Origin of the sequence: Terrabacter terrigena (genome assembly GCF_042676085.1) — a bacterium.
Classification (GTDB): Bacteria; Actinomycetota; Actinomycetes; order Actinomycetales; family Dermatophilaceae; genus Terrabacter; species Terrabacter terrigena.
This window is the reverse complement of record NZ_JBHTKH010000005.1, coordinates 59,408-85,297: the sequence shown is the minus strand read 5'-3', so window position 1 is coordinate 85,297 and position 25,890 is coordinate 59,408. Positions and strand designations below refer to the sequence as shown.

Annotated in this window: 24 protein-coding genes; 16 read left to right on the top strand and 8 right to left on the bottom strand. The window is 66.6% G+C overall.

Annotation, left to right across the window (positions count from 1 at the left end):
• Positions 1-8: 8 nt before the first annotated feature.
• Positions 9-821, bottom strand: coding sequence for an aquaporin Z (aqpZ, locus tag ACFQ2V_RS09555; RefSeq protein ID WP_386052448.1), 813 nt, complete (start codon positions 819-821; stop codon positions 9-11).
• 288 nt (positions 822-1,109) lie between these two features.
• On the opposite strand from aqpZ, the gene ACFQ2V_RS09550 reads away from it, so the two are divergent.
• Genes ACFQ2V_RS09550 through wecB form a run of 9 tightly spaced genes read left to right on the top strand, consistent with a single transcriptional unit; the run spans position 1,110 to position 11,821 of the window.
• On the top strand, positions 1,110-2,897 hold the full coding sequence (locus tag ACFQ2V_RS09550) for a polysaccharide biosynthesis protein (protein ID WP_386052447.1): 1,788 nt from the start codon (positions 1,110-1,112) through the stop codon (positions 2,895-2,897).
• Positions 2,894-4,048, top strand: a complete 1,155-nt coding sequence (locus ACFQ2V_RS09545) for a DegT/DnrJ/EryC1/StrS family aminotransferase (protein ID WP_386052446.1) — start codon at positions 2,894-2,896, stop codon at positions 4,046-4,048. The genes ACFQ2V_RS09550 and ACFQ2V_RS09545 overlap by 4 nt, the downstream gene beginning before the upstream one ends.
• Complete coding sequence (locus tag ACFQ2V_RS09540; protein ID WP_386052445.1) at positions 4,045-4,689, top strand: sugar transferase; 645 nt, start codon at positions 4,045-4,047, stop codon at positions 4,687-4,689. The genes ACFQ2V_RS09545 and ACFQ2V_RS09540 overlap by 4 nt, the downstream gene beginning before the upstream one ends.
• Positions 4,690-4,702: 13 nt before the next feature.
• Complete coding sequence (locus ACFQ2V_RS09535) at positions 4,703-5,962, top strand: lipopolysaccharide biosynthesis protein (RefSeq protein ID WP_386052444.1); 1,260 nt, start codon at positions 4,703-4,705, stop codon at positions 5,960-5,962.
• A 14-nt stretch (positions 5,963-5,976) separates the two neighbouring features.
• Positions 5,977-7,251, top strand: coding sequence for an O-antigen ligase family protein (locus tag ACFQ2V_RS09530; protein ID WP_386052443.1), 1,275 nt, complete (start codon positions 5,977-5,979; stop codon positions 7,249-7,251).
• Positions 7,242-8,387, top strand: a complete 1,146-nt coding sequence (locus tag ACFQ2V_RS09525) for a glycosyltransferase family 4 protein (RefSeq protein WP_386052442.1) — start codon at positions 7,242-7,244, stop codon at positions 8,385-8,387. Before ACFQ2V_RS09530 ends, ACFQ2V_RS09525 begins: the two co-directional genes overlap by 10 nt.
• 46 nt (positions 8,388-8,433) lie before the next feature.
• On the top strand, positions 8,434-9,462 hold the full coding sequence (locus ACFQ2V_RS09520) for a glycosyltransferase (protein WP_386052643.1): 1,029 nt from the start codon (positions 8,434-8,436) through the stop codon (positions 9,460-9,462).
• The gene (locus ACFQ2V_RS09515) at positions 9,459-10,766 is read left to right on the top strand and encodes a glycosyltransferase family 4 protein (protein WP_386052441.1); all 1,308 of its coding nucleotides are present in this window, start codon (positions 9,459-9,461) and stop codon (positions 10,764-10,766) included. Before ACFQ2V_RS09520 ends, ACFQ2V_RS09515 begins: the two co-directional genes overlap by 4 nt.
• Positions 10,763-11,821 carry a non-hydrolyzing UDP-N-acetylglucosamine 2-epimerase gene (gene wecB, locus ACFQ2V_RS09510; protein ID WP_386052440.1) on the top strand — a complete coding sequence of 353 codons (1,059 nt, stop codon included), beginning with the start codon at positions 10,763-10,765 and terminating at the stop codon, positions 11,819-11,821. The genes ACFQ2V_RS09515 and wecB overlap by 4 nt, the downstream gene beginning before the upstream one ends.
• Positions 11,822-11,833: 12 nt before the next feature.
• Here the strand turns inward: wecB and ACFQ2V_RS09505 are convergent, their stop codons facing one another.
• From ACFQ2V_RS09505 to rfbB, 6 genes are all read right to left on the bottom strand, one after another.
• On the bottom strand, positions 11,834-12,841 hold the full coding sequence (locus ACFQ2V_RS09505) for a Gfo/Idh/MocA family protein (protein ID WP_386052439.1): 1,008 nt from the start codon (positions 12,839-12,841) through the stop codon (positions 11,834-11,836).
• Position 12,842: 1 nt separating this feature from the next.
• Positions 12,843-13,931: a DegT/DnrJ/EryC1/StrS family aminotransferase gene (locus ACFQ2V_RS09500; RefSeq protein WP_386052438.1), complete on the bottom strand. Its 1,089-nt coding sequence runs from the start codon at positions 13,929-13,931 to the stop codon at positions 12,843-12,845.
• A gap of 31 nt (positions 13,932-13,962) precedes the next feature.
• On the bottom strand, positions 13,963-15,252 hold the full coding sequence (locus ACFQ2V_RS09495; protein WP_386052437.1) for a nucleotide sugar dehydrogenase: 1,290 nt from the start codon (positions 15,250-15,252) through the stop codon (positions 13,963-13,965).
• Positions 15,253-15,254: 2 nt separating this feature from the next.
• Positions 15,255-15,869, bottom strand: a complete 615-nt coding sequence (locus ACFQ2V_RS09490) for an acyltransferase (protein WP_386052642.1) — start codon at positions 15,867-15,869, stop codon at positions 15,255-15,257.
• A 62-nt stretch (positions 15,870-15,931) separates the two neighbouring features.
• Positions 15,932-16,786: a dTDP-4-dehydrorhamnose reductase gene (gene rfbD, locus ACFQ2V_RS09485; RefSeq protein ID WP_386052436.1), complete on the bottom strand. Its 855-nt coding sequence runs from the start codon at positions 16,784-16,786 to the stop codon at positions 15,932-15,934.
• Positions 16,783-17,796: a dTDP-glucose 4,6-dehydratase gene (rfbB, locus tag ACFQ2V_RS09480; protein WP_386052434.1), complete on the bottom strand. Its 1,014-nt coding sequence runs from the start codon at positions 17,794-17,796 to the stop codon at positions 16,783-16,785. Before rfbB ends, rfbD begins: the two co-directional genes overlap by 4 nt.
• 71 nt (positions 17,797-17,867) lie before the next feature.
• Between rfbB and ACFQ2V_RS09475 the strand changes: the two genes are divergently transcribed.
• Both ACFQ2V_RS09475 and ACFQ2V_RS09470 read left to right on the top strand, forming a co-directional pair.
• Positions 17,868-19,211 carry a UDP-glucose dehydrogenase family protein gene (locus tag ACFQ2V_RS09475; RefSeq protein WP_386052433.1) on the top strand — a complete coding sequence of 448 codons (1,344 nt, stop codon included), beginning with the start codon at positions 17,868-17,870 and terminating at the stop codon, positions 19,209-19,211.
• Positions 19,212-19,404: 193 nt separating this feature from the next.
• Entirely contained in the window at positions 19,405-19,965 is a 561-nt protein-coding gene (locus tag ACFQ2V_RS09470) for an arsenate reductase/protein-tyrosine-phosphatase family protein (RefSeq protein ID WP_386052432.1), read from the top strand.
• 60 nt (positions 19,966-20,025) lie between these two features.
• On the opposite strand, the gene ACFQ2V_RS09465 is transcribed toward ACFQ2V_RS09470, so the two are convergent.
• Positions 20,026-21,555 (bottom strand): polysaccharide biosynthesis tyrosine autokinase, encoded by a 1,530-nt coding sequence (locus ACFQ2V_RS09465; protein ID WP_386052431.1) that lies wholly within the window; start codon positions 21,553-21,555, stop codon positions 20,026-20,028.
• 138 nt (positions 21,556-21,693) lie between these two features.
• On the opposite strand from ACFQ2V_RS09465, the gene ACFQ2V_RS09460 reads away from it, so the two are divergent.
• The 5 genes from ACFQ2V_RS09460 (at position 21,694) to ACFQ2V_RS09440 (ending at position 25,880) form a co-directional block, all read left to right on the top strand.
• Positions 21,694-22,632: a hypothetical protein gene (locus ACFQ2V_RS09460; RefSeq protein ID WP_386052430.1), complete on the top strand. Its 939-nt coding sequence runs from the start codon at positions 21,694-21,696 to the stop codon at positions 22,630-22,632.
• Between the two features lie 44 nt (positions 22,633-22,676).
• The gene (gene rfbA / locus ACFQ2V_RS09455; protein WP_386052428.1) at positions 22,677-23,555 is read left to right on the top strand and encodes a glucose-1-phosphate thymidylyltransferase RfbA; all 879 of its coding nucleotides are present in this window, start codon (positions 22,677-22,679) and stop codon (positions 23,553-23,555) included.
• Between the two features lie 19 nt (positions 23,556-23,574).
• Positions 23,575-24,192 (top strand): dTDP-4-dehydrorhamnose 3,5-epimerase family protein, encoded by a 618-nt coding sequence (locus ACFQ2V_RS09450; protein WP_386052427.1) that lies wholly within the window; start codon positions 23,575-23,577, stop codon positions 24,190-24,192.
• Complete coding sequence (locus tag ACFQ2V_RS09445; RefSeq protein ID WP_386052426.1) at positions 24,189-24,791, top strand: arsenate reductase/protein-tyrosine-phosphatase family protein; 603 nt, start codon at positions 24,189-24,191, stop codon at positions 24,789-24,791. The genes ACFQ2V_RS09450 and ACFQ2V_RS09445 overlap by 4 nt, the downstream gene beginning before the upstream one ends.
• A 123-nt stretch (positions 24,792-24,914) precedes the next feature.
• On the top strand, positions 24,915-25,880 hold the full coding sequence (locus tag ACFQ2V_RS09440; protein WP_386052425.1) for a hypothetical protein: 966 nt from the start codon (positions 24,915-24,917) through the stop codon (positions 25,878-25,880).
• The last annotated feature ends 10 nt before the right edge of the window (positions 25,881-25,890 follow it).

Genomic DNA, 25,890 nt, shown 5'->3' with positions numbered 1-25,890 from the left:
GGGCCGGCTCAGTCGTCGAGGATCGGGCGACCCTGCTCGTCGAGCGCGGCGTTGGAGACCGTGTCGGTCGAGCCGCTGATGTCGAGGTGCTCGCGCTGTTCGCCCGTGATCCACGCGTAGGTCGTGCCGGCGATGAGCGCACCGACCACCGGCGCGACCCAGAACGCCCACAGCTGCCCAGCCGCGCCGTTGCCGTTGAAGAAGGCGACCGCCGTGGAGCGCGCGGGGTTGATCGAGGCGTTGCTGATCGGAATGGCCACGAGGTGTGCCAGCATAAGGCCGAAGCCGATCGCGAGCGGCGCAAAGCCCTTCGGGGCGTCGTCCTTGGTGGCGCCCAGGATGATGTAGACGAAGAAGGCCGTCACGAGCGCCTCGGTGATGAGCACCCCGCCGAGGGCGAAGCCGCCCGGCGAGTGCGTGCCGAAGCCGTTGGCCGCGAGGTTGCCGGTCGTGGGCAGACCCTTCGACGAGACCAGCCCGGCGAGCGCACCGCCCGCGAGCAGGCCGCCGACGAGCTGGGCTCCGACGTAAGCCGGCACCTCCCGCCAGTGGAAGCGCTTTGCGACCGCGATGCCGATGGTGACTGCTGGGTTGAAGTGGGCCCCAGAGACGTGCCCGACGGCATACGCCATGGTCGTGACGGCGAGACCGAATGCGATCGCGACGCCGAGGTGCCCGATGCCGAGCTGCACCGGCTGCCCGTCCAGGGCTTGCACGGCGAACTTGGCGTTGAAGATGGCCGAGCCGCAGCCGATGAAGACCAGCCAGAAGGTGCCGAGTGCCTCGACCGCCAGTCGTGAGCTCAGCTTGGGGGTGTACATCGGGCTCCTCACCAGGACGTCGACGCCGTGCCTCCCGGGAGTTCCCCGGTGCTCGCAGCGTAGTGCCCACGCATCGCCCCCGGGCTCAGGGCGCGTTCACCCACGGCCTGGTAAAGAATCTGTCCAGTGCCCGAAAGGTTGGTATTGGCCGAGTCATATCGGTTGTAACCTTTGAGGCGTTACTCCCTCCACCGGCAACATCAGCCTCATACGCAACTTTTGTCTCAGGAGCCCAACTTGTCGCCGTCGGTGCAGCGCAGAGCCCTCATCATGCGCACCCTGTGGTGCGTGGTCGACGCCATCATCTGGGTCATTGCCCTGTATCTCGCCGTCTGGCTCCGCCTCGACTTCGATCTGAGCCCGGAGTTCGCCAGCGGCACGGCCAAGTTCGCCCTCGCTGCAGCTGTCGGTCAGACCGTCGTGGGTCACCTGCTCGGGCCGTACGCCGTCGGACACATCCGCGGATCGTTCGAAGAGGTCATCGACCTCGGGATAACCGTCTCGATCGTGACAGCCGGATTGTTTGTCTGGGCGCTGGTCAGCAGCCCGACGATCGTCCCGCGCGGGGTGCCGTTGACCGCTGCGGCAGTCAGCCTGATCCTGATGTATGCCGTCCGCTTCGTCGTGCGCACGGCGCGGGCCCACGCCGCGAAAGCGGGCGAGGGCACGCGTCGCGTGGTGATCTTCGGGGCTGGAGAAGCCGGGCACCGGCTCCTGCGCGCCATGCGCCGTGACGCCGACAGCGGGTTCGAGCCCGTGGCGTTGCTGGACGACGACCGGTCGAAGGCTCGCCTACGGATGGAGGGTGTCCGCGTCCGCGGCGCCCGAGACGACATCGCGGCCGTGGCGGAGAAGTACCAGGCGGACACTCTGGTGCTCGCGGTCCCGAACGCGGAGGCAGGACTGCTCCGCGAGCTCGCGGCACGCGCAGCAGATGCCGGCATCGACGTGCTGAGCCTCCCGCCTCTCAAGGAGATCATGGGTGGCCGGCCCACGACCGCCGACCTGCGAGACCTTGACGTCGCCGACCTTCTGGGTCGTCGTCCGGTCCGGCTCGACACGACCGTCATCGCCGAGCAGATCTCCGGCAGGACCGTCCTGGTCACCGGTGCCGGCGGCTCAATCGGTTCTGAGCTGTGCCGGCAGATCGTGCGATTCGGTCCGGCCAAGCTCTACCTCCTCGACCGCGATGAGTCCGGACTTCAGGCCACGCAGATGAGCCTGACCGGCACCGGACTGCTCGACAGCGACGAGATCGTGCTGGCCGACATCCGGGACCTCGAGACGATGCGTACCGTTTTCGGGTCAACGCGTCCGGACCTCGTCTTCCACGCAGCGGCCCTCAAGCACCTGCCACTCCTCGAGGCCTATCCGCTCGAGGCCTGGAAGAGCAACGTCCAGGGCACCCTCAACGTCCTGACGGCGGCCGCGGAGGTCGGCGTGGGCACCTTCGTCAACATATCGACCGACAAGGCGGCAAACCCGACCTGCGTTCTCGGCTACAGCAAGCGCATGGCAGAGCGTCTCACGGCGGACTTCGCCCACAAGCAGCCCGGGCGGTACGTCTCGGTCCGCTTCGGCAACGTGCTGGGTTCACGCGGCTCCGTGGTGCATGCCTTCACAGCGCAGATCGAACGTGGCGGTCCGGTGACTGTCACCCACCCCGACGTCGAGCGCTACTTCATGCTCATCCCGGAGGCCTGCCAACTGGTCCTCGAGGCCGCCGCCATCGGGACGGATGGCGAGGTCATGGTGCTGGACATGGGCGAGCAGGTGAAGATCGTCGAGGTCGCGGAAACGATGATCCGGATGAGTGGTCGGCGTGACGTCGACATCGTCTACACCGGCCTGCGTCCCGGCGAAAAACTGGCTGAAGAGCTCTTCTCGAGCCATGAGGGCCGGCGCCACACGTCCCACCCGCTCGTGGACAGCGTCGACGTGCCGCACATCGAGTGCGAGGACGTACGCAACACCTACTTCAACGACCACTCCGCCGCCGCATCCTGGATGCGGGAGGGTGCCTTGGTCGGTCAGGACTCTGGATCCGCCACGCAGACGGGACTTGTCAACCGATGAGCCGCATCCACCTGTCAAAAGCAGACGTCACAGAGGTCGAGGAGGCTTATGTCCTCGACGCACTGCGGTCCGGATGGATCGCACCGCTCGGTCCCCATGTGGAGGCCTTCGAAGGCGCCATCGCTGAACGAGTCGGAGTGTCCGGGGCATTGGCCCTTTCGTCCGGCACCGCGGCACTGCACCTTGCGCTTCTTGACGCGGGTGCGGGGCCCGGGACGTATGTTCCGGTGTCGACCCTCACCTTCGCCGCCACGGTCAACGCCATCCTCTATACGGGTGCGGAGCCGGTCCTGGTGGACTCACAGTCAGGCGATGGCAATGTCGACGTGGACCTGCTCGTCGAAGCCGTCGATGTGCTCCGCGGGGAGGGAAAGACTGTCCCGGCCGTCGTGCCTGTGGACCTCTTCGGCCGGTGCGTCGACTACACCACCCTGGAGCCGGCCCTAGGCGAGCGAGAGGTCCTGATCGTCGAAGACGCCGCAGAGGCTCTGGGGGCATCGCACGCCGGCCGTGGTGCAGGGTCGTTCGGCCGTTCGGCTGCCCTGTCCTTCAACGGAAACAAGATCATGACCACTTCGGGTGGTGGGATGCTCCTTAGCGACGACGAGGAGCTCATCGCCCGCGCTCGTTACCTTGCCACTCAAGCCCGTCAACCGGTGCCTTGGTACGAGCACCTCGAAGTTGGCTACAACTACCGGATGTCCAACATCCTGGCGGCCCTCGGGCGCGGGCAGCTCGAGCGGCTTGACGAAATGATCGCGCGGCGGCGTGCAATCCGCGACCTGTACGAGAAGCACCTCTCCGGAGTCGCCGGTGTCCGCGTGCTCGGACGCACTGGCTCTGACCGAGACGACGACGACAACTGCTGGCTCACCACCATCGTCGTCGAGGGCTTCGAGCCGGGGCCGACCGCGAACGGCACGGTCTCCGACGGGGTGGTCGCCGCCCTCAACACGGCCGACATCGAGGCCAGGCATGTTTGGAAGCCGATGCATCTGCAGCCGGTCCACGGCGAGCAGCGAGCCTTCCTCACGGGCGCGTCCGAGCGACTTTTCGAGCGGGGAGTCACCCTTCCGTCCGGCGCCGGTTTGAGTGACGACGACGTCCTGCGCGTCATCGACGCCCTGTTGGCGCACCTGGAGGACCGGTGAGGCATCGCCTCCTGAAGCGCACCTTCGACCTGGTTGTCGCGGTCCCGGTACTTCTCCTCTCATTGCCAGTCCAGGCCATCGTCGCCCTCCTCGTTCGGCGTCGACTCGGCTCGCCCGTGCTGTTCCGTCAGGAGCGATCCGGACTAAACGGAACCCCGTTCACGTTGATCAAGTTCCGGACGATGCACGCCATCGACCCAAGCCTCAAGCTTGTCGATGACGCCGACCGCCTAACCGACTTCGGCAGGCGCCTCCGTGCGACGAGCCTGGATGAACTGCCGACCCTGTGGAACGTCCTCCGTGGCGACATGTCGGTCGTCGGCCCAAGGCCCCTCCTGACGCAGTATCTGCCGGTCTATAGTTTGGAACACACCAGAAGACACGAAGTTCGCCCCGGTCTAACCGGCCTAGCGCAGGTTTCTGGCCGAAACTCAATCGAATGGAGCCAGAGACTGGATTTGGACGTGTCGTATGTTCGGTCAATGTCCTTCCGAACTGACCTTAAGATTTTGTTGAAGACCGTAAAACTCGTCCTCTCGCGCACCGGCATCGAGCATGCCGGGTCGGCCACCTATCCGCGCCTCCAGCACGGCTATTCATCGACACCGCCTGATTCGCACGGCACTACAACCAGTGCCTGACAGCGAAACGCCCATGAAGTTATACGCAAAGCGGGGCACAACGCTCCTTGCACGCAGCGTCGCCCTGAAGACGCCAGCTCTCTTGGTGTTGAGCCGGTTCGCCGTCATCGGCGCGAACCTACTCACCGGCGTCTTTCTAGCGCGAGGGTTGGCGGTCGAGGCGCGAGGGGTGCTCGCGACCGTCGTTGCGATGCCGGGTCTCGCCGCCATGGCGATGACGGCGGGCCTTGACTCGGCCACATTGCGACTTTCAGGTAAGGAAGCTCAGAGACGGGCAGCTATCCGCGCGGCCTATCGAAGGGGAGTGCTGGCACTTGCCCTCGCTGTGATCGTATGCCCAGTCTGGCTCGTTGTGGCGCCACAACCGCTGTCGTTGGAGGTCCGGTTCGCTTGGGCTGTTTCCATCTTGCTAATTCCGGTGCTTGTTCTGAATCAGCTACTAGGAAACTGCGCAATCGGCGCCAAAAAGACGGCCTTGTGGACAACAGCGACCGCAGTCAATTCACTCGTGTACCTCACACTGTCCGCGACCCTCTTCTTCGCTGACCTGACATCTCTTATCGCTTTCCTGTCTTGCTATGCGGCCTCCAATCTCCTCAGCCTGTCGGTGCTGCTGTCCTGGTCTAGGAAATTCCAAGCCAGTCACGACAATGACGATCCGTCGGCAGCTTTGGTTATGAGGAGTACCGCCATAGGAACTGCGATCCCAACGGTTGCGCAACTGGCGATGCTTCGAGTTCCGCTACCACTTATGTCAATTACCGCAGGGGTTCGGGACGTTGGAGTATTAGCTGTAGCCCTGCCCTTCGCTGAGTCTTTGCTTATCATCCCTGTCATGGTCACATCGTATCTATTGCCGCGTTATCATGCCAACGGCGCCACCTTGATTGAAGTGAGAAGACACGCAAAATGGGTCCTGTTCTGCACGACCGCCCTAGGCGTGGTTATTGCCGCGCTTGCGCCTGTGCTGATCGAAAGGGTCTACGGAGGTGACTACGCCTCGGCAGTTCCCGTAATCGAAGTCCTGTTGCCAGGAGTGGCCATATTTAGTTACGGACGCTCCATGCAAGCGTATCTGTTCTCACGGGGCCGCTATGCGAGTGTGACAGTCGCCGCGATACTGGGCTTGGCGGTCAGCGTCGTCGTTCAAGTCGCAACTGCGGCCGAGATCGGCTCTCTAGGTGGGGCTCTAGGCATCCTTTCAGGGTACGCGGTCTCCACCGGAATCGTCATAGCGGGATTAAGGTATTTTCCGCCCAGCGGTGCGACATGACTACCGTTGACATGATGGGCGACAATAGCGGTGTAGCTGAATCCGCCAAAGCGAGAAGTTTCGGTATCACCGCGGTCGTCGTTTCAATGTTGATTGCCCTGCAGGTCAACCAATCTTTCCCCTTGGGGACGTCTGTGGTGTTTCTTGGCGTGCTCGCCACATTCGGCATCACGCGATCTCTCGAGCAGGCCCTTCTCGTTGCAGTCGTGGCGCAAGTGGTTTTCCCTAACGTGGTTTTGGGTGCGGCCACCTATGCCTTTGGGGTGCCGGCTCTTCTATTCTGGATCCGGGGCAGGGGAAAATCGCGTGTTCCGCGTCCGATTCGATCCCCACTCGCTTTGGGGGTGGTGGCCTCGGTCGCGGTCACACTTCTGACGGCCATCACGTCGTTTGCGCCGGATATGGGTGTGATGTGGAGGTTGTTTGCTCTTGTCGCGCTGACGGCGGTCTTATACTTCAGGCTGCGTTCGAGGGGTGACGCCTCTGAGCTGGCCAAGGCCGCAGTGTTTGCACTGGGCGGAGTCGCAGTGGTGTACCTAGTGCAACGGGGTGCGGTTCTAGGCGCTTCCGGTAGTAATTCATGGGCGTTGGCGGCGCCCGTGGACGAATGGCTTAGTAGAAATTCATTAGTGGTTCTCTTCATTATCGGGTTAATTGACAGGCTGGATGCGGTGCTCTCTTCGCCCAGGAGTATTGCTAATGTTGGCATGTGCCTCATATTTGGCCTTTCCATGCTCGTAACATTTAGCCGCAGCGGCTATGTCGCGGGGGCCCTGGCAGTCATCGCACTGCTTGCCCTTCACGGGCGTAGACGCTTTTTCCTTGCAATGCCGCTAGCTGCTTGGTTTATTCCGTGGCCCGAGTCGGTCATGCAGCGCATCGAATATACGAGTTCGTCTGGCGGGCTTGATCCCTCGTCCGCCGCACGCGTGGAACTTTGGAATGCGGCATGGTCTATTGCTATTGACAACCCGCTTCTCGGTGTGGGCGTCCACTCGCTATCAACAGCCTTTGGGCAGTATGGTGTCGCTGGGGACTTCCTTTATGCGCACAATTCGTACCTGACGCTGGCAGCATCGCTAGGTTTGGCGCTACCCTTGATATTAGCAGTCGGCGCGGTTGTGTTCTTGTGGCGGCGAAGGGCGAGTATTCCACCGAGAGTGGCCTCATTCTTAGTCGCTATAGCCGCCGTCTCTTGGTTCGGTGAACCACTGCTCGCTGCCCCTGTCTTGGTTTTGGTCCTAGTTGTTTGTGTGACGTCCAAATCTTCAGAGGGAGAGTGTTTGTGACGAGGGTGCTTCAGATATGCGGGACCGCTGAAGGCGGCTCGTGGTTCACTTCTCAGGTGAAAGAGCTAGTCAAGCGGGGCTACGTAATCGAGGCGGTGGTTCCTGGCGAGGGGCCCGTGGCGGAGGCCATGCGTGCGCTTGATGTGCCAGTTCACGTCATTCCCTTTCGGGGGTATCGCCCTAGGGACTTCCGCCGGCACGTGAACGCTTATCGCGCGATGCGTGCGCTGGTGAGGTCCGGGCGTTTCGACGTGGTGCACGCACACCTTCTGAAGTCCTACTTCCTCGCGCGCTTGATCACACATCGCAGCAAAAGGATGCCAGGTCTGGTTTCTCAGGTTCCCGGAAATGCGCATCTCGAAATGCCTGCACTGCGAGCTGTCGAGCGCCTCACGGTTCCATTGGACGGAATTACTGCGGTTTCCTGTTCAGCATTTGTTAACGACTTTCAGGATCTTGGTGCGCGCGTAGTGGAAGTTGTGCGTTATGGTCTGGATACCGACGCGGTCGATTTCAATCCCGATGAGCAATCTTGTCGGGCGGCCCTTGGGCTTGCTCCGGGGGAGATTGCGATCGGCATGGTGGCGCACATGTATCCCACCCGAGCGAAGTCGTTCAGGGAGGTGGGAGTCAAGGGCCATGAGACTTTTATCGATGCTGCCGCGATTGCGCACCGTGCTCGCGGAAATCTGAGATTCTTCGTGGTCGGAGACGAATTTGTTGGCACGGGTTCCTATAAGGACGCGTTGATGCGACGTGCCAAAAATCATGAGGTGAAGATCGAGTTCCTCGGACACCTGAGCTCTATGGCCGACTTTCTCCCTGCAATGGACATCCTCAGCAACCCATCCACGAGCGAGTCAGCCTCGTACACCGTGATTGAGGCTGGTCTAGCGCGGCGGCCGGTTGCCGCTACTAAGGTCGGCGGTCTGACCGACTCGGTGATAGATGGTTCCACTGGATTGCTAGTTCCTGTCAAAGACGCACATGCACTCGCAGGGGCCTTCATCGCCTTGGCGGATGATCCGGAAATGCGGGAACGCATGGGCGTGCAAGCTCGACGACACGTGATCAAGTTGTTCGATATTTCTGCCACCACGACGGATCTAGAGCGAGTTTACGAACGACTTCTATAGTCGTATCACCATTCCGATTGGACTTGATGATGTGCTTTTCGAGCAAATGAAAGCTGAATATCGGGTGCGTCTCGTCGCGCCCACGCACTCGGTTCACACCCAACTGTGGATTTCGGCCTTCCTCGAGCACGGGCACGAAGTCGAGGTTGTTTCAGTGAGTGGGCGGACACCCGTTGGGCTCTTGCGACAAGGGCTTAGAGGCGTGGGCGAACGGTTGCTCCGGCGGCGTCCGGACATCACAATCGTGCATTCACTTGGTACTCACGCGTTGGCGGGACTCTTGCTGCCGAAGGGCCGAAGGAACGTCGTCGTCCCGTGGGGGAGTGAAGTTGCAGCCGCGCGTGGGCGACGGTTCAGGAGCTGGGTGGCACAGCGGGCCATCGCACGCGCCGACTTAATGCTGGTCACCTCTGGCTCCATGGCGGAGACCATCGAAGCCCAGTGGGACGTCCGACCCGGGCACCTCGCCGTGGTTTCATGGGGTGTCAGCCCGGACCTTCTCAGCGAAGATCTGCCGCCTGGAAGCGCTGCCGTCGAGGGGGTACGGCGGCAGCTCGGGATCAGCGAATCGGAGCTCATGGTGCTGGCTCCTCGAGGGACGGGCGCCGCCTACCGCTCGGACGAGTTGCGAGATGCCTTCGACGCGGCACGAGAGCTCCGAGGGGGCCTCCGGCTCGTGGTGCTGGGGGCCGGCGAGTCGACCTCGAAGCGCTCTGAATCCGAGGTCTTGCTGCCGTACGTGTCGAAGCCGGAGCTCATCGAACTGCTCCGTGCGTCCGACGCCGTGGTCTCCGTGCCCCATTCGGACCAGCGCTCCACCACGGTGCTGGAGGCCGTGGCATGTGGATCGCGTCTTCTCCTCAGCGATATTCCGCCCTACCGGGAGCTTGCGGACCTCGGCGTCGAAGCGACCTTGATCCGAGAACCAATTCGAGCCGGGCTCATGTCGGCAATGGTGGCCCTTGAACGCATCCCTGAGGCAGCAGCGAGGAAGAACCGAAACCTGATGAAGGAATACGAGAACCAGAACCGGCAGATGGCGCAAGTCGTCGATCTCTGCACGGCGGGGGCATGATGCGAATCGGACTCGTCAACCATTACGCGGTTCCGCCGACCGCCGCGGGCGGTACCCGCCACTGGGACCTTGCCTCGGAATGGGACCTGGCAGGCCACGAGGTGGTGCTGCTTGCGAGTTCTTTCAATCATTTCGAGCAAACGTCGGAATCCAAGCTGGCTCCGCGAACCCAGATGGGACAGCGGTCGGCGCTGGTAGCCCTCGGGGGCCGGCCCTACGAGGGCAACGGCATTGGCAGGGCTTTGGGGATGCTCGAGTTCGCGTGGCGAGTTCTGCGCTCTCGTGGGTATCTGAGCGGCGTTGATGTCGTGATCGGCTCATCACCGCATCCGTTCGCGGCGGTGGCGGCCGCAATGGTTGCGCGCATTCGCCGCGTTCCGTTTGTCTACGAGGTACGCGACCTGTGGCCCCAGACGCTGGTCGACATGGGGGCCATGCCTCCGGGGTCGTTCATGACACGACTGCTGTACCTGATGGAGCGGCGGACGGTTCGGGTTGCCAGCGGCCTCGTCTACCTGCCCCCCGAGGCCGACAGGTACTTCACGGAGAAGGGGATGGAGCTAGGGCGGGCGCTTCACGCACCGAACTCTGCTCCACCCTTCGAGGGTCCGAAGGGGCAGCCGGCTGCGCGGGTCGGCGAGGTCCTCACCGAGGTCGAAAATTTCCAGCGGAGTGGGGTCCGCGTCTTTTGCTACGCCGGCACGATCGGGCGAGCCAACGGACTGGGCCCCGTTGTGGATGCCTTTCTCGACAGACGAGTTCGTGATCGGGCCGCTCTTGTGGTCTGCGGCGACGGCCCAGAACGAGCGGGTCTTGAGGCTCGACTCCCGCGAGACGGAAATGTCATCTTCGCCGGGCACGTGTCGAAGTCGGACGCCTTCCGCGTCGTCGACGGGTGCGATGTGGCCTTGTTTCATCTTCTCGATGCGCCGGTGTTCAAGTATGGGTTGAGTCCCAACAAGCTCGTGGATTACCTGAGCATCGGCAAGCCCATTCTCTATGCGGGCCCCTCGGTGCCCAACCCCACCACGGGGTCCGGGGCCACGATCGACGCGGTGCCCGGCGTCACGTCGTCGATGGTTGACGCAGTCGATACGTTCATTCAAATGGATGAGGCGCATCTCAGGGTCATGGCCGCCAAGGCACGTAGGCACGCTTCAGAGCACTACAGCACCAGCGCGGTAGCCGAAAGGTATGCCAAGTTCCTCGATGACGTGGTGTCCGGGGCACGGCGTCCAGCGGAGGCGCGACATTCCGACACGAATCGGATCATGCCGGCGAAGAAGGAGGCGGGCTCGCTGTGAAGGTCCTCAGCATCGTGGGAGCTCGACCACAGTTCGTGAAGTTGGCACCCGTTGCCAGCGCCATGGGGAAACGCGACGTCGAGCACGTCATCGTGCACACCGGACAGCACTACGACGACAACATGTCCGACGTCTTCTTTCGTGATCTCGGGATTCCGAGTCCGAACGTCCACCTCGGCGTCGGCTCGGGAAGCCACGGCGTTCAGACAGGCGCGATGCTCGGTGCGCTCGATGGTGTGCTCGAGGAGCATCGCCCCGATTGGGTGCTCGTCTATGGGGACACGAACTCCACGGTTGCCGGAGCGTTGTCTGCAGTGAAGCTGCACCTGCCGCTGGCGCACCTGGAGGCCGGCCTCAGGTCGTTCAACCGCCGAATGCCGGAGGAGCACAACCGCGTGCTAACCGATCACGCGGCGGACCTGTGTCTGGCCCCGACGGAAAGGGCGGCCGCGCACCTGCGTTCGGAAGGACTTGCCGCGCGCACCCTGGTTACCGGAGATGTCATGACCGACGTCTGCCTCGAGACCGCACGATCGGCGGAGACGTTGGCCAACCCGATGGGCGAGCACGGCCTCGAGAAGTACGCCCTGGCCACCCTGCACAGGGCTGAGAACACCGACGAGCCAGAACGTCTGCGGGCTATCGTCGGCGCTCTTGCGGAGCTGCCCTTACCAGTCGTACTGACTGCCCACCCGCGGCTCGTCGTTCGCGCGCAACAGCACGGGGTCGATCTCGGGGCGGGCTCCGTGACAGTGGTCCCCCCTCTGAACTATCTGTCGATGGTCGCAGCGGTGCGGGGAGCCGAGATGGTTATCACGGATTCTGGCGGCCTTCAGAAGGAAGCGTTCCTCCTACGGACGCCATGCACCACCATCCGCACAGAAACAGAGTGGGGCGAGACCATCGAACTCGGTTGGAATCTGTTGTGCCCCGAACCGAGTGGCATCGAACGGAGCGTCACGCGTGCTCGGCCGCAAGACACGGATGCCGCGCCCTACGGTGACGGGCACTCAGCAGACGCCGTGGTGGAGGCGCTCACTACGTGGCAGCTATGAGTCGAGCGGTGCTCAGAGCGGGAGAGCAACCTGCACGAGATCGACGCTCGATCCAGCCTGAGCGGACTCGATACAGGCCTCGGCGACCCTGACAGTCTCAAGCCCCTGACGCATCGTCACGATGTCGGCTCGGCGTCCGAGGACGGCGTCGCGGAACTGCTCGTGTTCGACCTTCAGAGGCTCGGGCTTTGCTATGGCGTAACGGACCATGTCTCCCTCCGACACGCCGCGGAACTGGGCAATGTCGTCACGCAGCACCTCGACCGAGCCGTTCGCGAAAAAGGTGAGGTCAGCTGTCAAGGTGTCGGCCACAAAGGCTCCACGCTCACCGGTGATGGTCGTCACCCGCTCCTTGAGAGGCGACAGCCAGTTCACGAGGTGGTTGGTCACCGTGCTATCTGCCAGCAAGCCGGTGGCGGCCACGAGATCCTCGTGCTCACGGCCACTGCGGAATGCCGTATTGGCACTGATGCGGGCGTAGGGCTGGCGTGTGACCCAAGCCGTGAGGTCGATGTCGTGGGTCGCGAGGTCCTTCACAACTCCGACGTCCGCGATCCGGGCGGGAAAGGGTCCTTGCCTGCGGGTGGTGACCTGGTAGACGCGTCCCAGCTCGCCAGCCTCGATGCGAGCGCGGGCACTCTGGAGTGCCGGGTTGTAGCGCTCGATGTGCCCGACGGCGCCGACCAGCCCTGCCGACTCGAATGCGTCAGCGAGGCGCTTTGCAGAGTCGACATCCGGCGCAAGCGGCTTCTCGATGAGCGCGTGCACACTTGCCGCGGCCAGGGCCAGACCGATCTCCTCGTGGTAGATCGTCGGCACGGCCACGACGCAGTAGTCGACGCCGGCGCGAATGATGTCGTCAACACCGTTCAGCAGCTCACGGTCTCCCGCAACTCCGTGCGGATCGCCCGCGGGGTCGGCCACCGCTGCGAGGTGCACGCCCTCGAGGGAGCCCAGCACCCGGGCATGGTGGCGCCCCATCATGCCCAGCCCGATGAGGCCAGCGCGCAGCACGGCCATCTCAGGCACCCGCCTTCGCGAGACCGTTCACGGCCGTCACGATGCGCTCCAGGTCGTGGTCAGAGAGCGACGGATGCACCGGCAGCGACAGGCACTCGGCGGCAGCACGCTCGGTCTCGGGCAGATCGGCACCGATCTGGAACGGCGTCAGCCGGTGGTTGGGAACGGGATAGAACATGCCCGACCCGATGTTGTGCTCCTCGCGCAGCGCAGCCGCCAGGCCGTCGCGGTCGTGCGGCACCCGCACCGTGTACTGGTGGTAGACGTGCACTGCGCCCTCGGACACTGGGGGAGTGACGACCCCCTCGAGGTTGGCGGTCAGGAAGGCCGCGTTCTCCTGGCGCTGCTTCGTCCAGGCGCCGACCTTCGTCAGCTGGACCCGTCCGATCGCAGCGTGGATGTCGGTCATGCGGTTGTTCAGGCCGACGACCTCGTTGTGGTACTGCTTCTCCATGCCCTGGTTCCTATAGAGACGCATCAGGTGCTCGATGTCCGAGTTGGCGACCGAGACCATGCCGCCTTCGCCCGACGTCATGTTCTTCGTGGGATAGAGGCTGAACATGGCGAAGCTGCCGAAGGCGCCGACCGGCGTGCCGTCGAGTGATGCTCCATGAGCCTGGGCCGCATCCTCGAACACCTGGATGCCGTGCTTGTCGGCGATCGCCATGATCTGGTCCATCTTTGCCGGGTGGCCGTAGAGGTGAACGGGCATCACGCCGACGGTGCGCTCGGTGATCGACGCCTCGATCGCGGCGGGCGAGAGGCAGAAGTCGTCGGCGTCGATGTCGGCGAAGACGGGGGTCGCCCCGGTGAGCGCCACCGAGTTGGCGGTGGCTGCGAAGGTGAACGACGGAACGATGACCTCGTCGCCGGCCTTTACACCCGACGACAGGAGCCCGAGGTGCTGGCCGGACGTGCCCGAGTTGACGGCCACGCACGCACGACCGAGGCCGAAATGCGCTGCGAACTCCTCCTCGAAGGCCTTGACCTCCGGTCCCTGCGCGAGCATTCCGGACCGCATGACCCGGTCGACCGCTTCCCGCTCCTCATCTCCGATGATGGGCTTGGCCGGCGGGATGAAGTCGTTCATTGGTGCTCCCTGTCGAAGAAACGGTGGAATTTCAGGCCCTGCCGACCGTCAACACGGTGGCGTCGGGGAAGGCGTCCGAGGTCAGCAGGTTGCGGCCGTCAACGATGACCCTGGCTGAAGGCAGGTCGGCGGCCGTCAGCTCGCGGTATTCGGCGTGGTCTGCCTGGACAATCGCCACGTCCACCGATGTGCCCAGCTCGTGCGCGGTGAAGCCGAGCTCCGCAAGCTCGGCCCGGTCGTACATGGGGTCGTGCACCGTGACGTCGGCGCCCTCGGCGATGAGCGCTTCGACTGTGGGGAACACCCCCGAGAACGCGGTCTCCTTGACGCCCCCTCGGTAGCTAGCGCCGAGCACCACTACCCTGGCCCCCTCGAGCCCGCCTAGCGCTCCCTTGGCGAGTCCGACCGTGTAGGCAGGCATCGCTGCGTTCGCCTCGCGGGCGGCACGCACGACGGTCGCGTCGGGATCGTTCCACAGGTAGAGGCGGGGATAGACCGGGATGCAGTGACCACCGACGGCAATGCCCGGACGGTGGATGTGGCTGTACGGCTGAGAGTTCGAGGCCTCGATGACCTGGAACACGTCGATACCGGCTTTCGCCGCGAAGGCGCCGAACTGGTTGGCAAGGCCGATGTTGACGTCCCGGTACGTCGTCTCGGCCAGCTTGGCCATCTCCGACGCCTCCGCGGAGCCCAGGTCCCAGACGCCGTTGCCCCGAGCGAGGTCGGGCCGGTCGTCGAACTCGAGCACGGACTCGTAGAAGTCGCGGGCCGCCTTGGCGCCGGCCTCCGAAAGTCCACCGATCAGCTTCGGGTACTTGCGGAGGTCCTCGAAGACGCGCCCGGTCAAGACCCGCTCGGGAGAGAAGACGAGGTGGAAGTCAGCGCCTTCGACGAGACCGGAACCTTCCTCGAGCATGGGCTTCCACCGCGAACGCGTCGTGCCGACAGGCAGCGTGGTCTCGTAAGCAACGAGCGTGCCCGGGCGCAGTCCGGCAGCGATGTCGCGGGTCGCCGAGTCCATCCACCCGAAGTCCGGAATCCCGTCGCCGTCGACGAAGAGCGGCACGACCACGACGACGGCATCGCTGTCGGCGACCGCGGCGCTGGTGTCCGTCGTCGCGGTAAGTCGTCCAGCCGCCACCACCTCGGCGAGCTTCTCCTGAAGGTGGGCCTCACCTGGGAAAGGCTCGCGACCGTCGTTGATCGTCGCCACCGTCGAGGCGTTGACGTCGGCGCCCAGCACGTCGTGGCCGCGAGACGCGAACTGCACTGCCAGTGGAAGGCCGATCTTGCCGAGCCCGACTACCGTGATCTTCACGTTCATCCCCTGCTGTCGTCGGTGGTGGTGCGTTGGGTGTCTTCTGCGAGCACGCCGTTGGTCTCGATGTAGTGATCGCCGGTGTGAGGACAGCGCCACCTGCCGCCTTCGGACACGAGGGGCACGCCGGCCTTGCCCACCCATCGAAGGCGACGCGCTGGCACACCGGCGACGAGCGCGAAGTCAGGCACGTCCTGCGTGACCACCGATCCGGCGGCGACGAGCGCCCAGCGCCCGATGGTGACCGGGGCGACGCAGACAGACCGAGCGCCCACGGAGGCACCCTCCCGGACGGTCACGCCAACCGGCTCCCAGTCGTGCCCTGACTTGAGCGACCCGTCGGGCAGCACGGCGCGCGGATAGTGGTCGTTCGTGAAGACCACCGCAGGGCCTACGAAGACGCCCGCCTCGAGCACCGCCGGCTCGTAGACGAGCGCATAGTTCTGGATCTTGCAGTTGTCGCCCATCGTCACGCCTGACCCGACGTACGCGCCGCGTCCGATGACGCAGTTCTCGCCGAGACGGGCGTTCTCGCGCACTTGCGCCAGGTGCCAGACGGACGAACCGTCCCCGATCTCAGCGGTGTCATCAACATCGGCGCTGGGATGAACAGGCATCAAAACCTCAGAACAGCAGGGAACGGACACGACGATTGTAAAGGCCAGCCGTGATGGGTCCGTCACTGTTCCATGAGGGCTGTAACGGACCTGCGCCAGTCGCCGATCGGAGCAACCCCCGCCGCGCGCAGGGAGTCATGGGCCAAGACACTCCACGCAGGGCGGGGCGCCGGTCGCGGATAGGCCTCGGTCGTTGTCGGACGTATCCGACCGGGGTCGAGCCCGTTCTGTTGGAAGACGGCTCGCGCGAACCCGCACCAGGTTGTCTGGCCGCCTGAGGTGCCGTGATGGATGCCGTAGGGCGCGTCGGCCTCGACGAGGCGCACGATGAGGTCAGCGAGGTCCACAGTCCATGTCGGCTGGCCCACCTGGTCGTCAACGACCGAAACGGTCTCGCGCTCGTCGGCCAGCCGCAGCATCGAGGAGACGAAGTTGGGGCCGCCCGCACCGTAGAGCCAAGCGGTGCGCACCACCCACGACGTGGGGCAGAGCGCCCGGACGGCCCACTCGCCGGCCGCCTTGGTGCGCCCATAGGCGGATCGCGGGGCGACCGGGTGGTCGACGGCATACGGCTCGGCGGCCGTGCCGTCGAAGACGTAGTCGGTCGAGATGTGCACGAGGCGGGCCCCGGCTCGGGAGCAGGCCCGTGCCACGTTGGCAGCTCCCACGGCGTTCACGGCGAAGGCCGCAGCCTCGTCGGTCTCGGCGGCGTCCACCGCGGTGTAGGCCGCCGTGTTGACGACGAGGTCATGACCCTCGGCGGCCGCGAGGCACTCAGCGGGATCGGTGACGTCGAGGTCGGGTCGCCCCAGCGCGGTGACGACCCAGCCGGCGCGGCGAAGCGTCGGCACGAGGTCGTGCGCGAGCATGCCGCTGGCCCCGGTCACGAGTGCGCGCCCGGCGCCGACGTCGCTCATCGGCCAAGGCGCGAGTAGGTGCGCTCGGTCTCGAGCTTGGCGGACGCCCACCAGTCCTCGTTGTCGCGGTACCACTCCACCGTGGCCGCCAGCCCTGCGCGGATGTCGCCGTAGTGCGGCCGCCAGTCGGTCTCGAGACGCAGCTTCGTCGCGTCGATGGCGTACCGCAGGTCGTGGCCCGGTCGGTCGCCGACGTGTTCGAACCAGTCCCCGGGCCGACCGGTCAGCTGCAGCAGCATGGCGACGATCTCGAGATTGTTGTGCTCACCGTCGGCGCCGATGAGGTAGGTCTCGCCGAGTCGGCCCTGCTCGAGGATCGCGATCACGGCGTCGTTGTGGTCGTCGACATGGATCCAGTCGCGCACGTTGAGGCCGGACCCATAGACCTTGGGCCGAACGCCGCCGAGGATGTTGGTGATCTGGCGCGGGATGAACTTCTCGACGTGCTGCCTAGGGCCGTAGTTGTTCGAGCAGTTGCTCACCGTGGCGCGGATGCCGAACGACCGGATCCAGGCGCGCACGAGCAGGTCGGCCCCCGCCTTCGTCGCGGAGTACGGGCTGGACGGGTTGACCGGGGTGGTCTCGGTGAAACGCTCGTGGTCGTCGAGCTTGAGGTCCCCGTAGACCTCGTCGGTGGAGATGTGGTGCAGCCTCTTGCCGTGACGGCGGATCGCTTCGAGCAGCGTGAAGGTGCCGACGACGTTGCTCTCGACGAAGGGCCAGGGGCTGTCAAGGCTGTTGTCGTTGTGCGACTCGGCGGCGAAGTGGACGACGACGTCATGGTCAGCCACGAGCTGGTCGACGAGGGGTGCGTCGGCGACCGAGCCCTCGACGAGCGCCACCGAGCCGTCACCGCCGAGGTCGGAGAGGACGGGGGCCAGGGACTGGCGGTTGGCGGCGTACGTCATCGCGTCGAGTGCCGTGACGCTCCAGTTTGGCCGGGTTGCACGGGCGCGCAGCACGAAGTTCGAGCCGATGAACCCGGCGGCGCCGGTGACGAGCACGCGCATGGTGCGAGGCTAACGAATGGTTCGTTGCTTGGCAGGCGGGCAGCGACACGGCCCTCGCTATGCTGCCGGGCGTGAGGATCTCAGTCATCGGTTGCGGGTATCTCGGAGCGGTGCACGCCGCTTGCATGGCTGACTTCGGCCATGAGGTCGTGGGCGTCGACGTGGACCCCGAGAAGGTGGCCAAGCTCGCGGCCGGGGTTCCGTCGTTCCACGAGCCCGGCTTGGAGCCCCTGCTCCGCAAGGGCGTCGACAGTGGAGACCTGACGTTCACGACGGACAAGGCGGCCATCGCCGAGGCTCGAGTCCACTTCATCGCCGTCGGCACCCCGCAGCGTGGCGGCAGCTATGCAGCCGACCTCAGCTACGTCTGGACGGCCGTCGACGACATCCTCACGCACGCCCGGCCCCAGTCGGATGGGCCGCTCGTGATCGTCGGCAAGTCGACGGTGCCCGTCGGCACCGCGCAGGCCATCGCAGACCGTGTCGCGGAGGCGGGCCTGGACGCCGTCGTCGTGTGGAACCCCGAGTTCCTGCGCGAGGGTTTCGCCGTGCAGGACACCCTCACGCCCGACCGGGTCGTCTACGGCCTGCCGGAGGACGGCGTCGCGAGCGGGGTCGCACGCACCGCACTGGATGAGGTCTACGCCCCCATTCTCGAGGCCGGCATCCCACGACTGCTCGTCAACTACCCGACGGCCGAGCTCGTCAAGGTGGCGGCGAACTCGTTCCTCGCGACGAAGATCTCGTTCATCAACTCGATGGCCGAGCTCTGCGACGCCGCAGGCGCCGACGTGTCACGCCTGGCGGAGGCCATCGGACACGACGACCGGATCGGCCCCAAGTTCCTGCAGGCCGGCATCGGCTTCGGTGGCGGCTGCCTGCCCAAGGACATTCGTGCCTTCATGGCCCGCGCGGGCGAGCTCGGAGTCGACCAGTCGCTCACCTTCCTCCGGGAGGTCGACTCGATCAACATGCGTCGACGCGACCACGCCGTCGAGCTGGCCAGCACCATGGCCGGCGGCCGACTGGTCGGGGTCAAGGTCGCGGTGCTCGGGCTCACCTTCAAGCCCGACAGCGACGACGTGCGGGACTCCCCGGCGCTGGACATCGCCGGGCGACTCTGGGGGCGCGGCGCGAACGTCGTGGCCACCGACCCGGCGGGCGCACACGCGGTGCGCGCGCTGCGACCGGACCTGCAGATCGTCGACTCGGCCGACGAGGCCCTCGACGGAGCGGAGCTCGTCATGCTGCTCACCGCCTGGAAGGAGTACGTCGCGATCGACCCGTCCCACGCCAAGTCGCTCGTGGCCATGCCTCGAGTCATCGACGGTCGCAACGTGCTCGACCCGCAGAGGTGGACTGACGCGGGATGGGACTACCGAGGTATGGGGCGCCGGGCCGGTCAGTCCGTGTGACCGTCTCAGGCCGACCCATCTTCACAAGGATGCTAGAACCGAGAAATTTACGATTTCTTGAAGTTTCTCGACTCCGATCGTGGATTCGCAGGAACGTCACAACTCGGGCACTTAGGATCAAGCGGTACGCCATACCGATGACCAGGGGGAATCGATGCTCGGGGACACCCCTCACCACCGAGGCATCTTGTTCGTGTGCACTGGCAACATCTGCCGGTCGCCCTACGCCGAACGCCGGTTGCGCCAGCTCCTTCCGGCAGGCGGCGTGGAGATCGCCAGCGCAGGCACCGCAGCTGTGGTCGGCTCGGACATCGAGACCGAGACCCGCGACTTCCTGCGCCAGCGCGGCGCGGATGTCACCGGCTTCAGGGCGCGCAGCGTCACCACGGAGATGCTCGGCTCTGCCGAGCTCGTTCTGACGATGACCCGCGCCCATCGGGGACAGGTCTCACGCCTGCACCCCGCCGCCATGCGCCGAGCCTTCGCCCTCGGCGACTTCGCCGACCTCTGTCGTGCCTCGGCCACCTGGCGACCGATCAACCCGGCACAGCCATGGCTGCCACAGGTCGCGGCAGAGGCGGCCGCCGCGCGAGGCACCGTGGCACCCAGGGACCTCGACGTCATCGACGTCGTCGACCCCTACGGTGCATCCACGCGGACGCACACAGACGCCTTCGAGCGCATCGAGGAGTTCCTCGGCACCATCGTGCAGGCGCTCGGCGCCGTCGCGGGCTCGGCTCGCGCGAGCCGCTGAGCCAGCCGACTCGGCGCAGCGCTCAGCCTGGCGGCTCGACCCTGCAGCTGACTCGGCGACTCAGCCGGCGCTGAGCCGGTCGAACTGAGTCGGAGCCGCCTGAGTCAGCGGCTCGGGGGTGCTGGACCGTGCACTGCTCACCGACGGGCGGGGCACGACGAGCGCAGCTTCGTCGTCGGCGGCGATGGGTCGGCGCTGGCGACGAGGACCCTTGTCCTTGGCGCGCTGGCGCTCGCTCTCGGGACGGTAGTCGTACTCGTAGGTGCCGTAGCCGCTGCCCATGTCCTTGACCTTGACACGGTTGAGGATCAGGCCGAGCAAGGAGCCGTTGACCGCCTCGAGCGACTCGAGGGCCCGCCGCACGTGCTCTCGCTGAGCCACGCCGGCACCGACGACCACCAGGGCGCCGTCGACGATCGTGCTCAGGACGGCTGCATCGGTCACGGGCAGCAGCGGGGGAGCGTCGATGAGGACGTAGTCGTAGCGCTCGGAGAGGTCGGCGACGAGCTGCTCCATGTTCGCCGAGCCGAGCAGCTCGCTCGGGTTGGGCGGGATGGGGCCGGCACCCAAGAGGCGAAGACCGGTGCGGCCGAACGGCTGCAGGACATCATCCACGTCGACCCGGCCCACCAGGACGTCGGTGAGGCCGACGGAGCCCTCGAAGCCGAGGTAGTCGAGCAGGCGCGGCCGGCGCAGGTCGCCCTCGATGACGACGACCTTCAGGCCCGTCTCGGCGAGACTGAGCGCCAGGTTGGCCGTGGTCGTGGACTTGCCCTCACCGGGCAACGAGGACGTGACGACGATCGACTTCGGCGGGTTGGCCACGTCGATGAACTGGAGGTTGGTGCGCAGCGACCGGAAGGCCTCGGCGCGCTGAGAGCGCGGGTCGACCTGGACGATGAGGGGATGGGTCGACGCATCCGTGTCGAACGCGATGCCGCCGAGGATGGTGCGGTCGGTGACGGTCTCGAGGTCGCGCTGGGACTTCACCGACTTGTCGAGCACGTCGCGCAGCAGTGCCGCGCCGAAGCCGAGCAGCAGACCGAGGACGAGACCCAGCCCCAGGTTGCGAGTGGGTCTGGGGCTCACCGGCGTCGGGTCTGCAGCAGCCTCCTTGACGAGCGTGACCTTGACGGGGCTCTCCTGCTGCCCCTTGCGCTCGAGCTCCTGGATCGTCTGGGGGAACACGTCGCCCACGACGGCCGCGATGCGCTGGGCGCTGTCGGGTGAGCCACTGGTCACGTTGACGTCGATGATCACCGTGTCGAGCGGGATCGTGGACGTCACCTGGTCGGCCAGCTTGTCAGGAGTCGTGTTGAGGCCCAGCTGCTTGATGACCGGGCCCAGCACCTTGGGCGTCTCCAGCAGCTGCGAGTAGGACTTCACCCGGGCCTGGGTGAACGTGTTGCCCTGGGCGAGCGATGAAGCCGTGTCATCGCCCGAGGTGGACACGAAGAACTGTGTCGTCGCGGCATACGTGCGCGGTGTCAGCGCGGTGTAGGCGGCTGCGAGACCGAGGGTCACGAGCGTGACCGCTGCGATGATCATCCATCGCTTCCGGATCACGTTGAGGTAGTCCTGGAGCTCCACAGTCCCCGTCTTTCATCGTCGATCGGGCCGCCGGTTGAGCATGAACTTCGGACATTTCGACACGGCCCCTCCCGCGCATCCTATGCCGAGGCACCCAGTTGCGCTGCATTCGTCCAGCCTGTCCGTAGAGTGTCGACCGTGATTCGCTGGCTGTCGGACAACTCCGCAGGGCGACTGGCCCTGGCGGGCCTGCTCGCCCTGCTCGTCGTCGACGCCTTCCTCGTGGCGTTCGCCTTCCGACCGGACACGGCCGGAGCCGCCCCTCCCACGAGCGCAGCAGCCACCTCGATCGGCACGGAGCTGCCCACGGCCGAGCCGACCAGGCGGTCAACCGCCGAACCCGTGAGCGAGGTCGTCGTGGCGGCCAGCGCGACCCGGGCGTGGCGTGCCACGCTCGGGACCTGCACAGACGGCGGTGCCTCGATCCAGATGACCACGGACGGCGGCAAGACGTGGGTGTCCCGCAAGGCACCCACCGGCGCCCTGGGCCGTGTGCAGCCCGTCGGAGAAGAAGGCCGCGGCTTCGTCGTCGCTGCTCGCACCGGCTGCGCCGTGGGGGAGTACCCGACGGATGACGACGGCGTGACCTGGCGAGGCCCCAGGGCTGTCGACGGCGGCTGGTCGCGCGCGCCCGCCGGCGCCTCGCCCCAGACGGTCATCACGCCGCAGCAGGCGGCCTCGCGTCCCTGCGGCAACGCGACCGTGGTCGACCTCGCCCGGGCGAGCGCGTCGAGCGCCTTCGCGCTGTGTGCCGGAGGCCAGGTGATGCGCTCGACCGACGGCGGCGCGCGCTGGAGCCAGGCGGCGGCGGTCGACGGTGCCCTGGCGCTCAGCGTCCGATCCGAGAAGGGCGGCGCGACCGCCTACGTGGCCCGCCTCACCGCACAGTGCAGCGGCGTCGAGCTCGCGCGCCTCGCGGGCCGCACCGCGTCGAAGGTCGCCTGCGTCGAGACCGATGCCGACGTCACCGGTGGGCGCGTCTCGGTCAGCGTCGTCGAGTCGGCGGGCTGGCTCACGGTGGCCGGGTCCACCTGGCGTGCCGATGCGGGCCTCTCCACCTGGCGCGCGACGGCCTGAGCGGTCTCGCCCGTGTCCACGCAGGCCGCCTACGCTGGCGCAGCATGAAGGGCATCGTCCTCGCTGGGGGCACAGGTAGCCGGCTGCACCCGATCACGCTCGGCATCAGCAAGCAGCTCATGCCCGTCTACGACAAGCCGATGGTGTACTACCCGCTGTCGACCCTGATGATGGCGGGCGTCCGCGAGGTCCTCGTCATCACCACCGCAGAGGACGCCGACCAGTTCCGCCGACTGCTCCGTGACGGCTCGCAGTGGGGCATGACGATCACGTATGCCGTCCAGCCGAGTCCCGACGGACTCGCCCAGGCGTTCATCCTCGGCGCCGACTTCATCGGCTCCGACAGGGTCGCGCTCGTGCTCGGCGACAACATCTTCTTCGGTCCCGGCCTCGGCACACGCCTCGCCGACCACAACGACGTCGTGGGCGGGCACATCTTCGCCTACCGCGTCGCCGACCCCACGGCATACGGCGTGGTGGAGTTCGACCGCGACGGCCACGCCGTCTCCATCGAGGAGAAGCCGGAGCGCCCGAAGTCGAGCTACGCCGTGCCGGGCCTCTACTTCTACGACAACGACGTCGTCGGCATCGCCCGAGGCCTGACGCCGAGCAAGCGCGGCGAGCTCGAGATCACCGCGGTCAACGAGGAGTACCTGCGCCGCGGCACGCTCAACGTCAGCGTGCTGCCGCGGGGGACGGCGTGGTTCGACACCGGCACCTTCGAGGGCCTCATCGAGGCGAGCCAGTTCGTCAACGTCGTCGAGGCGCGACAGGGGCAGAAGATCGGCTGCGTCGAGGAGGTGGCCTGGCGCAACGGCTGGCTCGACGACGAGGCCCTGGGACGCCATGCCGAGGCGCTCGCCAAGAGCGGCTACGGTCTCTATCTGCACGGCCTGCTGGCCGAGCGCCGGGACGAGACGTGAGACCGAGGACCGACACCTGATGGACATCCGACCGCTGCGCATCGCCGGGGCCTTCGTGGTGACGCCGCGCCAGTTCCCCGACGACCGGGGTGTCTTCCTCGAGTCGTTCCGCGGCGACCGGCTGGCCGAGGTCGTCGGCCACCCGATCGGGGTGCTCCAGACGAACGTCTCGGTGTCGTCGCGCGGCACCGTGCGCGGCATCCACTTCGCCGACGTGCCGGTCGGTCAGGCGAAGTACGTCACGGCCCTCACGGGCAGCCTCGTCGACTACGTCGTCGACCTGCGCGTCGGCTCGCCGACCTTCGGCCGGTGGGACTCGGTGGTGCTCGACGCCGTCGATCGCCGCGCCGTCTACCTCGCGGAGGGACTCGGCCACGCGTTCTGCGCGCTCGAGGACGGCACGACCGCCCACTACCTCTGCTCGACGCCCTACAACCCCGGCGCCGAGCACGGCGTCAACCCGCTCGACCCCGACATCGGGCTGCGCCTCCCCGACGGTGTCGAGCCGCTGCTCTCGCCGAAGGACACCGCCGCCCCCTCGCTCGCGGAGGCCGCCGAGGCGGGGCTGCTGCCCACGCTCGAGGCCTGCGAGGCGTTCGCCGCCGAACTCGCCCGGCTCGCCCGGAGCGGCAAGTGAGCCAGCAGGCAGACCGACCCTCCCGCCACGTCGGGACGGTTCTGGTCATCTGCACCGGCAACGTGTGCCGCTCGCCCTACATCGAACGCCGCCTGCGCCAGCTCCTCGCCGGCACCGACGCCGTGGTCGAGAGCGCCGGCACCCGCGCCCTCGTGGGGTCCGACATCGAGCCCGGGTCGAGCGCGGCACTCTCGGCCGTCGGCGCCGACGTCGCCGGCTTCGCCTCGCGGCAGCTGGCGCGGGCGATGCTCGACGATGCCGACATCGTCGTCACCGCGACCCAGCAGCACCGCGGTGACGCCGTCGCGCTGCACCCCCGCGCGCTGCGCAAGACGTTCACGATCGGCGAGCTCGCCGACCTCGTGCGTGGCGCCGACCTCGCTGCCGCGGCAGGTGAGGCACCGGCGGACGTTCCCTGGGCCGCGGTCGTCGCCGACGTCGCCCGGGGCCGTCGGGGCCTCCACCGCGCCCGCCCCGCGGATGAATCGGACATCTACGACCCATACGGGCGCGGGTCTGCGGCATATGCCCGGATGTCGCACGAAATCGAGTCGCTGGTCGGCGTGGTCGCCGAGGCGCTGCGCCCGCCCGCGATCTGACGCGAACCTCGGAGAGCCCCTTCCCACAAGGCGATTCGCCCCTAGCATGTCCCCCGGGGGAGGGGATGACCTGCCAGGAGGGGAGCTCGAGCGATGCACAGACCGGTGGCCACGGCCGGCCTCGTGGCCTTTCTCGTTGTCGACGTCGCGCTCGTCGCCATGGCGCTGCGGTCCGGCCGTGACGCGCCGGCGACGTCGCAGGTCGCCGCGTCGCTGACGACACTGACGACGCCGACGACGCTGACGACGTCGCCGGACACATCCGCACCGAGCCCGTCCGTCACGACCAGCACGGCCACGACAACAACCCCCTCCAGCACGGCAGTCGTGACGCAAGGAGGAGGCACGCCCGGGGGAGTGCCCGTGGCACGTCTCGTGTCGGCCCTCGACGCGTCGACGGCATGGCGCGCGTCGGCGGGCTCGTGCGTCGCCGGCGGATCCCGCGTCGAGGTCACCACCGACGGTGGCGCGACCTGGACCCGCCTGCCCTCGCCGGCTCGCGCCGTCGCCCGCGTGCAGCTGCTCAGCGAGAGGGGCGCCTTCGTCATCGGTGCGGGCGCCGAGTGCGAGCCCCGGCAGTACGCGACGCGTGACGCCGGCCAGAGCTGGCAGCCACCAACCCCGGTGAGCGGCGGCTGGGCGCGCCGGCTCGACGAGCCGACCCGCGTGCTGAGCCCGAAGGACCCCAAGGCGGCCCCCTGCGGCACAGCCACGGTCGTCGACCTCTCCCGCACCTCGGCCACCCAGGCCGAGGCGCTCTGCGGCGGCGGCTCGGTGGTCGTCACGAACGACGGCGGCCACACCTGGACCGACGCCGGCAGCGCCCCGGGGGCGGTCGCGCTCGGCACCCGACTCGTCGGCGGCGGCACCTTGGGCACGTATGCCGTCCGCGTCGTCGCGGCGTGTCAGGGCCTGCAGGTCGCGCGGGTCACGGCCGACCAGGGTCTCGACCCGGTCGCCTGCGTGGGCGCCGACGCGGTGGCGCCGGGCCAGGTCGGGCTGTCGGTGACGCCCACGGCCGCCTGGATCGTCGCGGGCGAGCAGACGTGGGTGGCCTCGGGCGACCTCACGGCGTGGCGCCTCGCGTGAGGCGTGCGCC

Bases quoted from the DNA above. Each gene is read 5' to 3' on its own strand.
- aqpZ (WP_386052448.1), bottom strand. From the start codon at position 821: ATGTACACCCCCAAGCTGAGCTCACGACTGGCGGTCGAGGCACTCGGC.
- ACFQ2V_RS09545 (WP_386052446.1), top strand. From the start codon at position 2,894: ATGAGCCGCATCCACCTGTCAAAAGCAGACGTCACAGAGGTCGAGGAG.
- ACFQ2V_RS09535 (WP_386052444.1), top strand. From the start codon at position 4,703: ATGAAGTTATACGCAAAGCGGGGCACAACGCTCCTTGCACGCAGCGTC.
- ACFQ2V_RS09530 (WP_386052443.1), top strand. From the start codon at position 5,977: ATGGGCGACAATAGCGGTGTAGCTGAATCCGCCAAAGCGAGAAGTTTC.
- ACFQ2V_RS09520 (WP_386052643.1), top strand. From the start codon at position 8,434: ATGAAAGCTGAATATCGGGTGCGTCTCGTCGCGCCCACGCACTCGGTT.
- ACFQ2V_RS09515 (WP_386052441.1), top strand. From the start codon at position 9,459: ATGATGCGAATCGGACTCGTCAACCATTACGCGGTTCCGCCGACCGCC.
- ACFQ2V_RS09505 (WP_386052439.1), bottom strand. From the start codon at position 12,841: ATGGCCGTGCTGCGCGCTGGCCTCATCGGGCTGGGCATGATGGGGCGC.
- ACFQ2V_RS09500 (WP_386052438.1), bottom strand. From the start codon at position 13,931: ATGAACGACTTCATCCCGCCGGCCAAGCCCATCATCGGAGATGAGGAG.
- ACFQ2V_RS09490 (WP_386052642.1), bottom strand. From the start codon at position 15,869: ATGCCTGTTCATCCCAGCGCCGATGTTGATGACACCGCTGAGATCGGG.
- rfbD (WP_386052436.1), bottom strand. From the start codon at position 16,786: ATGAGCGACGTCGGCGCCGGGCGCGCACTCGTGACCGGGGCCAGCGGC.
- rfbB (WP_386052434.1), bottom strand. From the start codon at position 17,796: ATGCGCGTGCTCGTCACCGGCGCCGCCGGGTTCATCGGCTCGAACTTC.
- rfbA (WP_386052428.1), top strand. From the start codon at position 22,677: ATGAAGGGCATCGTCCTCGCTGGGGGCACAGGTAGCCGGCTGCACCCG.
- ACFQ2V_RS09450 (WP_386052427.1), top strand. From the start codon at position 23,575: ATGGACATCCGACCGCTGCGCATCGCCGGGGCCTTCGTGGTGACGCCG.